Raw genomic sequence first — 14,268 nt, forward strand, 5'->3', positions numbered from 1 at the left:
CTAGTAAGTGCGAAAGTGTGGGAGTTCACTCCAGAAGGCGTCCAGCTCTCCATGGTGCTGGCCCTGATGGCGGTAGAGGCGAAGCTCCATGGGGACATCCCAGCGGCTGTCGCCGGCGCGGACCAGACTGCCCTGGCGAAGCTCAGCCTCGACGTTGCGTTCGGGCAGCCAACTCATTCCGTAGCCGAGCAGCACCAGTTCCTTGATACCTGCCGCATAGAGGTTTTCGCTCTGGGCATTTAAATAGCTGCTCTGGGGTAATCGCGCCAGGTGGGCGGTCACCGCTGAGCCTAGCAGGCCTCGTTGTGGGTAGGCGAGCCAGGGAAGTGGCTGCTGGCGGCTGCCTGGCAATAACGCTCTTGGCGCCGAGTGATCGTCAACACCGGTCACCGGAATCAGGCGTTCATGGCCGATCACACGGTAGGTGCAGGAACTGGTGTCGATGTCCAGGTCGCAGCGCCCAATCGGCCAGTAGCAAATCGCCAGGTCGCATTCGCCGCGCTGTAGCGCCTGGAAATAGTCGCTGGCCACCCAGCCGGTGGCGCGCAGATAGGGTTGAACACGCTCCTGCCAGCCGGTTGTGGCCAGCCACTCGGGTAGAAATTGCCCCAACAGGCTCTGTGGAGCAGCCACCATGATGCGTCGTTTCTGCCCCGCGCTGATTTCCCGAACGCGGTCTCGCGTCAGGCGAACGCGGTCAGTTACCTGCTCGCACAGCAGCAAGAACTCGTCTCCCGCCGGGGTCAAGGAAAGCGGCAGTGTTTGCCGGTTGATCAGCGTCACACCCATTTCCTCTTCCAGCAGCTTGATACGCCGGGAAAAAGTAGGTTGGGTGACGTTCTGTTCATCAGCAGCTCGGGAGAAGTGTCGCGTTCTGGCCAGGGCGATAAAGTCTTCTAGCCAGCGAATTTCCATGCTTTACCTCTCCATGCATAGCGCCATCTAAGGTTCGACGACCGCCTCATAGGCGGCCTTCTTCAACAGCGTGGCACGCAACCCGCGTGCCGTCATCCTGTGTCTGCAGGACAGGGATTTCCTGTTTACAGCGCGCATTGGCATGGGGGCAACGGCCATGAAACACGCAGCCGGTGGGCAGGTTAACCGGTGTAGGTACTTCGCCGGAGAGCCGGATGTGCTGGGGACGGTCGTCTTCAAGCCGTGGAATCGCCGACAGCAACGCCTGAGTATAAGGATGGCGAGGCTTGGCGAATAATGTCGAGGTGGTAGCAATTTCACATACCGTGCCCAGGTACATGACGGCAACACGGGTCCCGAAATGCTCGACGACTGCCAGGTCGTGGGTGATAAACAGATAGGTCAGGTTGCGCTCTTGCTGAGCTTCCATGAGCAGATTGAGTACCTGCGCCTGAATGGAGACGTCCAGCGCGGAAATGGGCTCATCGGCGACGATAAACTCGGGGTCAACGGCCAGGGCGCGGGCAATGGCAATACGCTGGCGCTGGCCGCCGGAAAATTCGTGGCCGAAGCGCTTGCCCCAGTCCGGGTCAATGCCCACCGACCGCATTACATCTTCGACCTTCTGTTCAATTTTTTCACGGTCCCAGTCGGTGTGGTGAAGACGCAGCGGCTCCTCCAGCGTTTGCTGGATGGTCATGCGGGGGTTGAGCGACGCATAGGGGTTCTGAAAAATCATCTGCATGCGCTTGCGGTAGGGCAGCAGTTGCCGCGAACTCAGGTTGTCAATGCGCTCGCCTGCGTAGCGAATCTCGCCTTCCGAAGGGGTAATCAGCCCCATTACCATGCGTGCAACGGTGGATTTGCCGCAGCCGGACTCGCCCACTACGCAAAGCGCTTCGCCGCGTTTTATGTCGAGATCGACGCCGTTGATGGCGTGCACATATTCCTGGTGGCGAACCAGCTTGCCACCCTTGAAGCGTAATTGTTCAAGAAAATCGCCCGACAAAGAAAAGCGCTTGTTCAAGCCTCGAATCTGCAACAGCGAGTCGTCACTTTTCTCGTTCTGGGTCGGCGTCGGGTGGGCCGCCTTGGCCTCAGCGGGCGCGGTCATGAGGTTTCCTCCTTCAAGCGGCGGTCTTCAATCATTTCAGCGACCATGTGGCACGCCACGCGGCAGTTGCCGGACTCGACAAAGCCTGGAACCTGCTCGGTGCAGGCGGGGCGGGGCTTTCCGTCTGCGCGATTGATAAAGTTACAGCGCGGGTGAAACGCGCAGCCGCTGGGCAGGTTTGAAAGCGATGGCATGCTGCCGCGGATTTGATTGAGCTTTTCGCCGGGGGTGGCCATCTGCGGCAGGGCGTTAATCAGCCCTTGGGTGTAGGGGTGCTGCGGGTCGTTTATGATTTCCCGCGTGGGCCCTTGTTCGATCACACGGCCGGCGTACATGACCAGCATGCGCTGAGTCACCTGGCTGACCACACCCAGGTCGTGGGTGATCAGAATCAAGCCGACGTTGTGCTGCTCGCAGAGTTCCAGAAGCAACGCCATGATTTCGGCCTGAATGGTCACGTCCAACGCCGTGGTGGGCTCGTCGGCAATGATGATATCCGGGTCCAGCAGTAGTGCGATGGCAATGATCACCCGCTGGCGCATGCCACCGGAAAGCTCGTGGGGGTACTGATCCAGGCGGGTTTCCGGCGATGGGATCTGTACCTGGCGCAGTTTATCCAGACAAATCGCGCGTGCCTCCTTGCCGGAAATACGCCGGTGAGCCTTCAGGCACTCGACCATCTGTTCACCGATGGAGAGCACCGGGTTCAGCGTCATCATCGGGTCCTGGAAAATCATCGAGATGCGGTTGCCACGTACCTTGCGCAGGCCACGCTCGGACATGGTGTTGAGCGTCTTGCCCTCGAAGTTGATGCTGCCCCCGGCAATAAAGCCGGGCTTGGCAATCAGGTTGAGCAGTGAAAACGCGGCCACGGATTTACCGGCGCCAGATTCGCCGACAATGCCTAAGCGCTCGCCACGTTCAAGGGTAAAATTGACGTCGCGCAGTGCGCGCACTTCGCCCTGGCGCAGGCCGAAGCGCACGTCCAGATTTGTCACTTCCAGTAGTGCCATGGTGTCCTCAGCCTTTGTAGAGTCGCGGGTTCATAACGTCACGGAGCCAGTCGCCCAGCAGGTTGATGGACAAGACCAGTACCACCAGTAACGCCCCGGGAATGAGCGTGATCCACCACGAACCCGACTGGATATAGTCGAACCCGGATTTGATCAGCGAGCCAAGCGACGGGTGGGTTTCGGGCATACCCAGGCCGAGAAACGACAGGGCGGCTTCTGAAATGATGGCGTTGGCAATCTGTACCGTCGAAATGACGAAGATCGGCGACAGGGTGTTGGGCAGCACATGGCGGAACATGATGCGTTTGCTTCTGAGCCCCATGACGCGGGCGGCGTCGACGTATTCCTTGTTCTTCTCGGCGAGCACCGAAGCGCGCACGGTACGCGCATATTGGGGCCACTCGGCAAGGCCGATAATCAGCACCAGCAGCGGCACGGCGTAGGCGCTGAACGTCTCGCCGCCAAAAATCGCCTTGACCAGCGCGCCGACGATAATCGCGACCATCAGGGTCGAGAATGACAGCTGGATATCGGCGAGACGCATCAGGAAAGCATCGATACGACCACCCAGATAGCCGGCGAGCAGGCCAAAACAGACGCCGATCAGCGCCTGAAGAGCCACGGCGCCAAAACCGATAATCAGCGACACGCGCGCGCCGTACAGAATCGTCGAGAGCATATCCCGGCCCTGGGCGTCGGTGCCCAGCAGGTACTGGGCGTCGCTACCCTCGACCCAGAACGGCGGCAGTTCCGAAGCGAGAATATCGATTTGTGCCAGGTCATAGGGGTTCATGGGCGAAAGCCACGGCGCGAGTACGGCGACGGCGACCAGCGCGATGAATACCACCAGACTGACCTGAGCGACCATGTCGCGTTTGAAGCTGTAAAACAGATACGAGTCGCGGAAGCGTTCCCAGCGGCTGGGAAGCGCGGAAGAAGATGCATTCATGCGGGCTTTCCGGTGAGTTTGATAGTGGGGTTAACCAGGCCATAAATCAGGTCGACGATCGTATTGGTGATCACGAATATCAGGCCCACGATCATGAGATAGGTCACGATGAGCGGAATATCAGAACGCTCGATGGCATCCAGGAACATCAGCCCCATGCCGGGCCACTGGAAGACGGTTTCGGTCAGGATGGTGTAGGCGACCAGCGTACCAATCTGCACGCCGCCGACGGTGATGACCGGCAGCATGGTATTTTTCAAGGCGTGCAGAAAATAGATGCGACGCATGGAAATGCCCTTGGCCCGCGCAAACTTGACGTAGTCCGACTGCATCACCTCGAGCATTTCGGCACGGATCAGGCGAATAAACAGCGGCAGCATGATGGAGGCCAGTGAAACGGCGGGGAGTACCAGGTAGGTCAGCCCCTCCAGGCTTGCAAAGTTGGTTTCCCAGGTGCCAAACACGGGGACCGGATCACCTCGGCCGTAAGCAGGCATGCCACCCTCGGTGGATATCACGCCGTTGAGCCAACTGCCCCAGGCGGTATCGACGGGAAAAGGGGTCCAACTGACGCCGATGGCAAACAGTTGAATCAGCATGATCGCGGTAAGAAATACCGGGATCGAGATGCCGACAATCGAGACGCCCATAAAAAAGCGGGAAAGCCAGGCGCGAGGTTTGATGGCGCTATAAACGCCAATCGGCACCGACAGGGTGATGATTAAAAAGGTAGCCGCGGCCACGAGCTCCAGCGTCGCCGGTAGGTGGCGCGCAATGACCTCGGTGGTGGGCTGGTTGAAAACGTATGAATAGCCGAAATCAAACTGCGCTGCATTAACTGCAAAGCGCGCGTACTGCACCAGGAAAGGATCGTTGAGCCCAAGCTCTTCACGAAGTTCGGCACGTTCGCTCTCCGGTACCGACTGGCCGACCATCTGTTGAATCGGGTCGCCCAGGTTATCTTGTATAGCGAAGGCAATGATGCTGATGACAAACATCACCAGCAGCGCATGGAAGAGGCGCTTAACCAAAAAGGCGATCATGAAAACGTTTCCGTCAGTAAAACAGGTAGGGCTCGCCCCGAAGCGGATAACCTCGGGGCGAGCTTTTCGAATGACGCTGGGTTAATTCACTGGCGCCTTATTCGGCGTCCATGACCAGGTCACCCAGGTAGGGGAAGTTCATCACGTTGACCACCGGCTCGATGTTGACGTGATTGGCCGACGCCCAGGCCAGGTCCTGCCAGTGCAGCGGTATAATCGCAGCTTCGTCGTAAAGAGTTTGCTCGACTTCCTGAAGCATGGCCGCCCGCTTGGCGCGATCCACTTCCACGTTGGCCTCGGCCACCAGTGCATCAAGCTCTGGATTGCAGTAGTTACCTGCATTGTACTGTCCGGCGCCGGTGTCCGGATCCGGGCAGGCCGTCAAGTATTCGTGGAAATTGGCGCTGTCTTCGGTGTCTGCGTGCCAGCCGATCAGCATCATGTCGGCGGCGCGGTCATCGTACTCGCCCCAGTATTGTGCTTTGGGAAGCGTGCTCAGATCCACGTTGACGTTGATGCGAGCCAGCATCGCTGCCACGGCCTGGGCAATCTTGGCATCGTTCACGTAGCGATTGTTGGGCGCCATCATCGTGATGTCAAAGCCGTCTTCATAGCCTGCTTCGGCCATCAGTTCCTTGGCACGCTCCAGGTCGTGGCGAAGCTCAAGGCTTTCGATATGACCAGCGTAACCTTCCGGAGAAAACTGCGCGGCAGGCGTGGCAAAGCCTTTCATCAACCGGTCAGCAATTGCTTCCTGATTAACGGCGTAGGCAAAGGCTTGACGTACGCGTGGATCCTGGAACGCCTCGACACGCTCCTGGTTCATGTGGAAGAAGATGATTCGCGTGCCCGACATCGTTACGAGCTGGGCGTCTTCGCTTTCGCGAACGCGTTCCAGGTCATTGGGCGGTACCGGGGCGATGAAATCAACGTCGCCGGAAAGCAGTGCCGCCACGCGGGTCGCGTTTTCACTGATGGGCGTGAGGATGATGTTATCGACATTGCCCGGTGATTCGGTGTCCCAATAGTTAGGGTTGCGCTCGAACTCGGTACGAACACCCTGCTGACGATCGGCGACGGTATAAGGGCCGGTGCCTGACACGTTACGTGAGGCAAAGGAGTTGCCGTTTTTGACGATTTCGTCTTTCGGGTCACCGTCCTCGGCTTCTCCTGAATAGAAGGCGCTATCCATGGGGAAGACGTAAGTCGCCAGGTTCAACAGCAGCGGGTAGGGTGTCTTGGTGGTGATTTCTACCGTGTAGTCGTCAACGGCAGTGACGCTTTCGATGGGGTCAAAAATCGCTTTGAAGTCAGGACTGCGCTGGAGACGCTCGATAGTCCAGACGACATCGTCGGCAGTGAAGGCGTTTCCGCTGTGAAATTCAACCCCTTCGCGCAGCGACATACGCATGGTGGTGTCGTCGATGCGTTCCCAGTCAGAGGCCAGGCGCGGCTCGAATTCAAGCGCATCATTCCAGCGCACGAGCGGGTCGTGGGTCATGTGCGACAGCTGCAGGATCCCGCCCGACAGCTGTTCGTGAATATCCAGCGATACCGGGTCGGCATCGTAGGCCATACGCAGCGTGTTTTCGGCCTGTGCGGCAGTGGACAGGAGGGCTGTGCTGGCAAGCGTTGCGCCAATCACGGAAGCTAGTAGCGTTTTTTTAAACGTCATCATTATTCCTAATCGTTGTTCCCAAGAAGGATTATTGTTTGTTCGCTTTGCTGCTCTGCCACGCACCCTTGATGCTTCAGGGGGCGCATAACGGCAACAAAACAGACACGGTCAGCTCGAAAGCTATGCGTCTAACATAGTGAGAGGCGAGGGTTCTCTACAATCGAAATAATGACTGACCTCATTCAGCATATGAATGAGGCAGGCGGTGGCGAGCGTTACGGAGAGGAATTGAGACGAAAGGAGTAGTTGGAAACGTCACCCAGGCAGGCTTTCAAATTATCCAAACCGTTGATGTAGCCAGCGATTGATCTCATCAGATTCATACAGCCATTCTTCGCGTCCATCATCGTGGGCAATTTTCAAGCACGGCACTTTGACGCGGCCGCCACCTTCCTGCAGTGCCTTTTTGTGGTCAGGGTCCAACTGGGCATCACGTTTTTCAATCGTCAGCCCCAGGCGGGCCATTTCCTTGCGCACCTTGATACAAAACGGGCAGGTGCGGAACTGATACAACGCCAGGCTGTTACATGCTTCGTCTACCCTGGCCTGTTCCTCAGGCGAGCGCTTTACTGCCTGGGGTGTCGAAAGTTTCTCGGATATCAGCATGATAGGTGCAAGCAATACGCGTAGACCGCGGAAAAAATAGCGTACCAGTATGCGCATAAAGTAACCCTCATCGTAATCATGCTTGCCGTCTCGATTAGAGTAGCGGGAAGCGTAGGCGTATGGACTGACCGGGCATCGTGCAATATCTGAGAGACGTTGTCACTGGAGGATGGTTCCCTTGTGGTATGGCCACCGCTCAAGACAGGTGAGCCCAAAGGCTGGGCGTGCTAGGCTTGCGGGCTGTTTAGGGGTTGTTTAGAGGCGTAGCGATGCATCTGCATATTATCGGAATTTGCGGCACTTTTATGGGCAGTTTGGCGCTGCTCGCCCGGGAGTTGGGTCATCAGGTGAGTGGTTCTGACGCCAATGTCTATCCGCCGATGAGCACCCAGCTGGAAGAAGCGGGAATCAGCCTGATGGAAGGCTACCGGGCCGCGCACCTGCAGCCAGCCCCCGACATGGTGGTGGTAGGCAATGCGCTTTCCCGGGGCAATGAGGAAGTCGAAGCCTTGCTGAACAGCGGCCTCCCGTATACGTCCGGCGCCCAGTGGCTGGCAGAGCACGTGTTGCCGGGGCGGCGGGTAATCGCCGTGGCGGGCACACATGGTAAAACCACCACCGCCAGCCTGTTAGCCTGGTTACTGGAAAGTGCAGGGCTATCGCCGGGGTTTCTGATTGGTGGCCTGCCACGCAACTTTAACGTCTCGGCCCGGCTGGGGGCACTGGATGCGCCTTTCGTGGTGGAGGCCGACGAGTACGACACGGCGTTTTTCGATAAGCGATCCAAGTTTGTTCACTATCGCCCTGATATTGCGGTACTGCATAACCTGGAATACGACCACGCGGATATTTTTCCAGACCTGGCCGCCATCGAGCGTCAATTCCATCATCTGGTGCGAACCGTGCCCAGCCAGGGGCGTCTCTTGGTTGCCGATGGGCAGCCAGCGCTTGAGCGGGTGCTGGAGCAGGGCGTTTGGACGCCCGTTGACTATGTGGGCGACCACCCGGATAGCGCTTGGCAGTTGCGCAGCGAGCGCGCCGATGCAAGCCGTTTCCAGGTCATCTACCGCGATCCTGAAAGTACGATTGAAGAAGATGGCGTGGTGGAGTGGGCCTTGACCGGCGAACACAATGCACGCAATGCCTTGGCCGCATTGGCCGCTGCCTGGCAGTGTGGCGTCGACCTGGCGCGAGGCTGCGCAGCCCTGGCGCGCTTTGAAACCCCACGCCGTCGTCAGGAGGTGCGCGGGGAGGTCAGTGGTATTCAGGTCATCGATGATTTTGCCCATCACCCCACCGCCATTGCGGCGACGCTGCAGGGCCTCAGGGCGGCAACCCCGAAGGGGCGCCTGCTGGCGGTTATCGAGCCGCGTTCCAATACCATGCGATTGGGGGCAATGCGTGAACGCCTGATGGAAAGCGTAGCGGAAGCCGATGCGATTTTCTGGTTTCAGCCGCCCAGTGTGGCCTGGTCGATGGAGGCGCTAGTAGACGCTCAGGCGCATTCGACGCTTTACGATGATATTGACGTGCTGGTGAGCGCCGTCGTCACCCAGGCATCACCTCAGGATCGTATTGTGGTGATGTCGAACGGCAGCTTTGAGGGCGTTCACGAGCGCTTGATAAGCGCATTAGCCGCCAGGAAGGAGGCGTAATGGCAAACCCGATGACAGCGACTTTCAAACCACCGGTCACCGTCGCGCTGACCGGTGCCTCGGGGGCACAGTACGGGCTTCGGCTGATTGAGGTGCTGGTGGCCGCCAACCATGAAGTCTGGGTGATGATCTCCAAGGCCGCCCATATGGTGATCGCCACCGAAACCGAGATTACCCTGCCCGCACAGCCAGAAAGGCTTGCCGCGGCGCTGAGCGAGCGCAGCGGCGCGGCTGACGGGCAAGTTCGCTGTTTTGGTCGTGAAGACTGGATGGCGCCTGTGGCGTCAGGGTCGGGCGCGCCTTCTGCCATGGTGATCTGTCCGTGCTCGACGGGCACGCTGTCGGCCGTGGCCACCGGTGCCAGCAACAACCTGATCGAGCGCGCGGCTGACGTGGCTGTGAAGGAGCGACGCACGCTGGTGATGGTGCCGCGGGAGAGCCCGTTTTCCCCGATTCATCTCGAGCATATGCTGGCCCTGAGTCGGCTTGGCGTGGTCATCCTGCCTGCAGCGCCCGGTTTCTACCATCGTCCTCAATCCATTGATGATTTGATCGATTTTATTGTGGCGCGCATTCTCAATCAGTTGGGCATCGATCACCAATTGATGCCGCGCTGGGGGGAAAAACAATCGACTGCTTCAACAACCAAGGATGGATAGCCAATGATGTCGTGGGCCACGCTCTCGGTATTTGTGCCGACTTTTTTGCTGGTGTCGTTAACGCCGGGTATGTGCATGACGCTGGCGATGGTTCTGGGTATGACCCAGGGCGTCAAGCGCGCCCTCTGGATGATGGTCGGCGAATTAATCGGGGTCGGGCTGGTAGCCGCGGCGGCGGGCGCAGGTGTGGCAGCACTGATGCTGCGCCAGCCAGCGCTTTTTATGGCGTTCAAATGGGTAGGCGGTGCGTACCTGGCCTATATCGGCATCATGATGTGGCGCTCGAGAGGGCGTATGGCGATCCCCAATGAGCTTGAAGCTGGCCCACCGGCAGGGCGGTGGCAATTGGCACTCCAGGGATTTTTAACGGCCGTCGCCAACCCCAAAGGATGGGCGTTTTTCATGGTGCTGCTGCCGCCTTTCCTGGATAGCAGCCGACCTCTCGGCCAGCAACTGATTACGTTGATCGCCGTCATATTGACCATCGAGTTTGCCAGTATGCTGGTCTATGCCACCGGCGGAAAAACCCTGCGTCGTGTGCTGGGTAAAAGCGGCAATGTTCGCCTGTTGAACCGTATTGCCGGGACGTTGATGATTGGTGTGGGGGTGTGGCTGGCGCTGGGATAAGGCCAAGTCGATACGGTCTGGTTGTCTGTCAGGGGGTCGCCAGTGCGTTGCCCCGGTTTTCCAGGCGTTGCAGATAGTGTTCAAAATCTTCTTTGGGGCAGGGCAGGCACGCGGCGATGCGCGCCTCGCACTGTCCGGTTTCGACCAATACACGCCTTGAAAGCGCGCGCTGAAGCCGGTCCCGGACCAGTAGTGCTCCGCTTTCGCTGGTGTCGGGCAATACCAGCCAAAAGGTTGCATTGTCGGCACGCCCCAGCAGGTCGTGGTCGCGGCAGCAGCTATATACCTCGGTGCACAAGGCGCCGAGCAATGCCTGGGCGGCGCGGGCGCCGAACTGCTCTTCCGCCATGTCACGTTGAGGTAAGTGGATGACCAGCACTGCCAAGCGCTGGTTGAGCATATCGGCCCGCTGGTATTCACTGTGCAAACGTTCCTTCAGTGTGTCGATATGGTAGGCGTCGCACTCGCTGTCATTGGGATCGGTGGCTCGCAGCAGTGCGCGACGTCTTGCATGCTCCCAGCGTGGTAGTGCAAGCAAAAGCGCCAGCGCCACGTAACCCATCACCAGGGTAGGCGATGCTTGGGCTAGCGCAGGCATCAACCACCACAGTGGAATTAATACCATATGCAATAAGACCGCGCTCAGCAGGGGAAGCAGCAGGAAAGCGGCGGTCATCGGCAAACCGATCCAGATCAGTGGGGTTTCGGGTTGGTAATAAAGCGCGGCAATGACGCTTGTATAGGTGCAAAAAAGCAGCACCAGCCTCGGCAGGTGAGCGCGCATGTCCTGGCCCAGATGGAGCAGAAAGGCGGCCAGCAGGAGCAGGATCATGAAGCTGGGCATGACGAGGTCGCGATATTCGCCCATGGCATAAAGCCAAACAGTATAGCTGCCCATCAAGGCGATACTGGCTATATACGCCAGCGTCACCAGTTGCCGAGGGAAATGATGCTGAGTCATGGCTGGCCTCGCAATTCGCCTGCCTCTCGTCGGGTCAGCGTTTGAAGCGTTGAGGGGGTAGGGGGCACATCCATTAACTCGATTGGGTTGGCGATAGTGTTGTCGGGTAACGCGTTGATTAATGACTGGTAACGCTCATGCGCTTCGAGTGCCGAGCGAGACAGCATTAACGTTGCCAGGGTCGTGCCATCGAGACGATACACATTCTCGAAGTCGTGGGTAAGTTCGCAGAGTTTTTTGGCTGTTGGCCACAGTTGATGGCGCTTTACATGCAGGACTATTAGTTCGCCATAAATGCCTTCCCGCGCGCAACGCGTCTGTTCCCGCTGGATGTCCCTCACCAACTGCTCGCCAGCCCACAGGTTCAAGCCTGGAACGAGTCGCAACCGTTGGCGAATCGCTCCGTTCATGTCGATCAGCTGTTGTGCACGGGCCAATGCCAGAACGCACAGGATCGCCAGTGAAATAACCATCAATAGCCAGGCGGGTGTCGATAACTGCGGGGCCACCAGCACACTGCTGAGCAGGGCAGCGCTTATGTTGAACGCGGCTACCCAGCTCATTTGCGGTAACATGAACAAGGCCGCCCAGGCCCAGATCAACAGACCGTGGCGTTCCGGAGCGGCGGCAATCAGCCCGAGTAGAAGCGCCCCGGGCAGCAGCTGCCACGGACGGCCACGCGGGTAGCGGTGGCTGAAGTCCAGTAAAAGGGCGGTAATAAATAGCCAGCCTACTGAAAGCCATAGCACCAACGCTGCCGACGGCGGTGCGGAGGGTGTCCATAGGGCAAGCGCTACGGCCGCCGCCAGCAGGTTGGCTCTTAATAGACGTATTTTGTATTTATTTTGCATGGTGGCTTACTATCAACCCTTGGACAGATGCGTGATGGTGAGCGTGATATGCGTAAAATCGTCATTAGAAAGGTGGCGAGAAGTGTTAAATAAGCCCTTAGTATAGCGCTAAAATAGCTTAGCACGCCGCTTAACTTACAGGCTAAATATGACCGAGTGGCTTATGCCCACCGAGAAATTTATGGAGATCGCATGAGCGTTTCAACATCGTTCGACGCCGATGCAAAGCTATCCCTTGAGGCTGGCGATGTCGCGGCCTACATGCAATCACTTGGCAAAGCCGCTCGTCAGGCGGCGAGTGAGCTGCGTCGCGCTGATTCGGGCCAGAAAAACCGAGCGCTGTATGCCATGGCCGCCCGCCTGGATGCGGCCCGTGAGGATGTGCTGGCGGCCAACAGCGAAGACCTGTCAAGAGGGCAGGAAAACGGCCTTGATGCGGCGTTGCTGGATCGTCTGGCCCTCAGCGATGCGCGTATCGACGCCATGATCGAGGGGTTGAGCCAGGTGGCCGCACTGCCCGACCCGGTGGGTGAGATCAGTGACATGCGCTATCGCCCCAGCGGTATTCAGGTGGGAAAAATGCGCGTTCCCCTGGGCGTGATCGGCATCATCTACGAGTCGCGTCCTAACGTGACCCTTGAAGCCGCGAGTTTATGTCTTAAAGCGGGTAATGCCTGTGTGCTGCGGGGTGGCTCCGAGGCGCGTGCGTCCAATGCAGCCATTAGCCGCTGTATCCAGGAAGGGCTTGGCGATGCAGGGCTGCCAGCCGGTAGTGTTCAGGTGGTGGCCACGAGTGACCGCGCAGCGGTCGGGGCAATGATTACCATGCCTGATTATATCGACGTGATCATTCCCCGCGGTGGCAAGTCGCTTATCGAGCGTATTTCCCGCGAAGCGAAGGTGCCGGTCATCAAGCACCTTGACGGTGTCTGTCATGTCTATATCCACAGTCTGGCCGATCCGGCCAAGGCGCTGTCGATTGCGATCAATGCCAAGACTCACCGCTATGGCACCTGCAATACCATGGAAACGCTGCTGGTGGATGCGGCGATTGCCGACCTCCTGCTGCCCGAACTCGCCCGTCAATATGCCGAGCATGAGGTCGAATTGCGTGGCTGCGAGCAAACCCAGGCGCTGCTTCCTCAGGCGCTTCCGGCAAGCGACGATGACTGGAGTGCCGAATATCTGGCGCCGATACTCGCAATCAAGGTGGTCGACGACATTGATGAGGCGATCGCCCATATTGAACGCTATGGTTCGCATCACACCGACGCCATCGTGACTGAAGACTACTCGCTAGCCCGCCGTTTTATGGCCGAAGTGGACTCAAGCTCGGTGGTCGTTAACGCCTCGACTCGTTTCGCCGATGGGTTCGAATATGGCCTGGGGGCTGAAATCGGCATCTCCACGGATAAGTTGCATGCCCGAGGGCCGGTTGGGCTTGAAGGCTTGACCACTCAGAAGTACGTGGTCATGGGTAGTGGCCAGGTTCGCGAATGACCCGGCCGGCACGTATCGCCATGCTCGGCGGCACCTTTGATCCGGTGCATAATGGTCATTTGCGCAGCGCGGTGGAGTTGCGTGATGCGCTAGGGCTGGACACAGTCCACATGATACCCGCACCGCAGCCGCCCTTGCGCGATACGCCTCAGGTATCGCCGCAACAGCGCCTTGAACTGTTACAAACGGCCATTGGTGATACGCCAGGTCTCAAGGCCGATGGGCGTGAGCTTGAGCGTGATGGTCCTTCCTATAGCGTGGATACGCTGCGTTCGCTTCGCCATGAGTACGGTGAACAGGCGCGACTGGTCATGGCCATAGGCTGGGACGCGTTTTTGCGGCTTGACCAATGGCACAAGCCTGAGCAGCTGTTTGCGTTTGCCCACCTGGTGGTGATCGCCCGACCAGGCCATGCCGATGCACCGTCGAGGCCTCTTATGGAACTGCTGGACGAGCGTGAAGTCGATAGCGTGTCCCGTTTAATGGCCTCGCCTCACGGGCAGGTATTACGTGTCACCTTGCCTTCCACGATGGCCATTTCAGCAACCCACATTCGCCAGTGGCTGGGGCAGGGCAAAAGCGTACGTTTTCTGGTCCCCGAGGCGGTGGAAAGTACCATTTTACGCGAAGGGCTGTATCAGCGCTGGCAGTCCGCTTATTAGTCGTTACAATGGCCCGCTTCAAAAAGCGCATTACA

General features: G+C 58.5%; 14 protein-coding genes. 5 read left to right on the forward strand and 9 right to left on the reverse strand.

Annotation, left to right across the window (positions count from 1 at the left end; translation table 11 throughout):
* The 7 genes from B7L15_RS12285 to B7L15_RS12315 form a co-directional block, all read right to left on the reverse strand.
* Complete coding sequence (locus B7L15_RS12285) at positions 1-915, reverse strand: LysR family transcriptional regulator (RefSeq protein ID WP_085919256.1); 915 nt, start codon at positions 913-915, stop codon at positions 1-3.
* 46 nt (positions 916-961) lie between these two features.
* Entirely contained in the window at positions 962-2,029 is a 1,068-nt protein-coding gene (locus B7L15_RS12290) for an ABC transporter ATP-binding protein (protein ID WP_085919257.1), read from the reverse strand.
* The gene (locus B7L15_RS12295) at positions 2,026-3,042 is read right to left on the reverse strand and encodes an ABC transporter ATP-binding protein (protein WP_085919258.1); all 1,017 of its coding nucleotides are present in this window, start codon (positions 3,040-3,042) and stop codon (positions 2,026-2,028) included. The genes B7L15_RS12290 and B7L15_RS12295 overlap by 4 nt, the downstream gene beginning before the upstream one ends.
* 7 nt (positions 3,043-3,049) lie before the next feature.
* Positions 3,050-3,991: an ABC transporter permease gene (locus B7L15_RS12300; RefSeq protein ID WP_085919259.1), complete on the reverse strand. Its 942-nt coding sequence runs from the start codon at positions 3,989-3,991 to the stop codon at positions 3,050-3,052.
* The gene (locus B7L15_RS12305) at positions 3,988-5,034 is read right to left on the reverse strand and encodes an ABC transporter permease (RefSeq protein WP_085919260.1); all 1,047 of its coding nucleotides are present in this window, start codon (positions 5,032-5,034) and stop codon (positions 3,988-3,990) included. The genes B7L15_RS12300 and B7L15_RS12305 overlap by 4 nt, the downstream gene beginning before the upstream one ends.
* Before the next feature lie 97 nt (positions 5,035-5,131).
* Positions 5,132-6,709: an ABC transporter substrate-binding protein gene (locus B7L15_RS12310; RefSeq protein ID WP_085919261.1), complete on the reverse strand. Its 1,578-nt coding sequence runs from the start codon at positions 6,707-6,709 to the stop codon at positions 5,132-5,134.
* 279 nt (positions 6,710-6,988) lie between these two features.
* Positions 6,989-7,375: a glutaredoxin family protein gene (locus tag B7L15_RS12315; protein WP_085919262.1), complete on the reverse strand. Its 387-nt coding sequence runs from the start codon at positions 7,373-7,375 to the stop codon at positions 6,989-6,991.
* Between the two features lie 212 nt (positions 7,376-7,587).
* Here B7L15_RS12315 and mpl point away from each other — a divergent pair, with 212 nt between their 5' ends.
* The 3 genes from mpl to B7L15_RS12330 are packed head-to-tail and all read left to right on the forward strand — an operon-like array spanning position 7,588 to position 10,259.
* Positions 7,588-8,973, forward strand: a complete 1,386-nt coding sequence (mpl, locus tag B7L15_RS12320) for a UDP-N-acetylmuramate:L-alanyl-gamma-D-glutamyl-meso-diaminopimelate ligase (RefSeq protein WP_085919263.1) — start codon at positions 7,588-7,590, stop codon at positions 8,971-8,973.
* Positions 8,973-9,632 (forward strand): flavin prenyltransferase UbiX, encoded by a 660-nt coding sequence (locus tag B7L15_RS12325; protein ID WP_085919264.1) that lies wholly within the window; start codon positions 8,973-8,975, stop codon positions 9,630-9,632. Before mpl ends, B7L15_RS12325 begins: the two co-directional genes overlap by 1 nt.
* Before the next feature lie 3 nt (positions 9,633-9,635).
* Entirely contained in the window at positions 9,636-10,259 is a 624-nt protein-coding gene (locus tag B7L15_RS12330; RefSeq protein WP_176243685.1) for a LysE family translocator, read from the forward strand.
* Positions 10,260-10,287: 28 nt separating this feature from the next.
* On the opposite strand, the gene B7L15_RS12335 is transcribed toward B7L15_RS12330, so the two are convergent.
* Entirely contained in the window at positions 10,288-11,220 is a 933-nt protein-coding gene (locus B7L15_RS12335; protein WP_085919265.1) for a diguanylate cyclase domain-containing protein, read from the reverse strand.
* The gene (locus tag B7L15_RS12340) at positions 11,217-12,071 is read right to left on the reverse strand and encodes a hypothetical protein (protein WP_085919266.1); all 855 of its coding nucleotides are present in this window, start codon (positions 12,069-12,071) and stop codon (positions 11,217-11,219) included. The genes B7L15_RS12335 and B7L15_RS12340 overlap by 4 nt, the downstream gene beginning before the upstream one ends.
* 192 nt (positions 12,072-12,263) lie before the next feature.
* On the opposite strand from B7L15_RS12340, the gene B7L15_RS12345 reads away from it, so the two are divergent.
* Both B7L15_RS12345 and nadD read left to right on the forward strand, forming a co-directional pair.
* Positions 12,264-13,571: a glutamate-5-semialdehyde dehydrogenase gene (locus tag B7L15_RS12345; protein WP_085919267.1), complete on the forward strand. Its 1,308-nt coding sequence runs from the start codon at positions 12,264-12,266 to the stop codon at positions 13,569-13,571.
* Positions 13,568-14,233: a nicotinate-nucleotide adenylyltransferase gene (gene nadD, locus B7L15_RS12350; protein ID WP_085919268.1), complete on the forward strand. Its 666-nt coding sequence runs from the start codon at positions 13,568-13,570 to the stop codon at positions 14,231-14,233. The genes B7L15_RS12345 and nadD overlap by 4 nt, the downstream gene beginning before the upstream one ends.
* Positions 14,234-14,268 lie beyond the last annotated feature (35 nt).

The organism is Halomonas sp. CSM-2, from assembly GCF_002119345.1.
Lineage (GTDB): Bacteria > Pseudomonadota > Gammaproteobacteria > Pseudomonadales > Halomonadaceae > Vreelandella > Vreelandella janggokensis.

Coding starts and splice junctions, on each gene's coding strand:
- B7L15_RS12285 (WP_085919256.1), bottom strand. CDS start 915: ATGGAAATTCGCTGGCTAGAAGACTTTATCGCCCTGGCCAGAACGCGA.
- B7L15_RS12290 (WP_085919257.1), bottom strand. CDS start 2,029: ATGACCGCGCCCGCTGAGGCCAAGGCGGCCCACCCGACGCCGACCCAG.
- B7L15_RS12295 (WP_085919258.1), bottom strand. CDS start 3,042: ATGGCACTACTGGAAGTGACAAATCTGGACGTGCGCTTCGGCCTGCGC.
- B7L15_RS12300 (WP_085919259.1), bottom strand. CDS start 3,991: ATGAATGCATCTTCTTCCGCGCTTCCCAGCCGCTGGGAACGCTTCCGC.
- B7L15_RS12305 (WP_085919260.1), bottom strand. CDS start 5,034: ATGATCGCCTTTTTGGTTAAGCGCCTCTTCCATGCGCTGCTGGTGATG.
- B7L15_RS12310 (WP_085919261.1), bottom strand. CDS start 6,709: ATGACGTTTAAAAAAACGCTACTAGCTTCCGTGATTGGCGCAACGCTT.
- B7L15_RS12315 (WP_085919262.1), bottom strand. CDS start 7,375: ATGCGCATACTGGTACGCTATTTTTTCCGCGGTCTACGCGTATTGCTT.
- mpl (WP_085919263.1), top strand. CDS start 7,588: ATGCATCTGCATATTATCGGAATTTGCGGCACTTTTATGGGCAGTTTG.
- B7L15_RS12325 (WP_085919264.1), top strand. CDS start 8,973: ATGGCAAACCCGATGACAGCGACTTTCAAACCACCGGTCACCGTCGCG.
- B7L15_RS12330 (WP_176243685.1), top strand. CDS start 9,636: ATGATGTCGTGGGCCACGCTCTCGGTATTTGTGCCGACTTTTTTGCTG.
- B7L15_RS12335 (WP_085919265.1), bottom strand. CDS start 11,220: ATGACTCAGCATCATTTCCCTCGGCAACTGGTGACGCTGGCGTATATA.
- B7L15_RS12340 (WP_085919266.1), bottom strand. CDS start 12,071: ATGCAAAATAAATACAAAATACGTCTATTAAGAGCCAACCTGCTGGCG.
- B7L15_RS12345 (WP_085919267.1), top strand. CDS start 12,264: ATGAGCGTTTCAACATCGTTCGACGCCGATGCAAAGCTATCCCTTGAG.
- nadD (WP_085919268.1), top strand. CDS start 13,568: ATGACCCGGCCGGCACGTATCGCCATGCTCGGCGGCACCTTTGATCCG.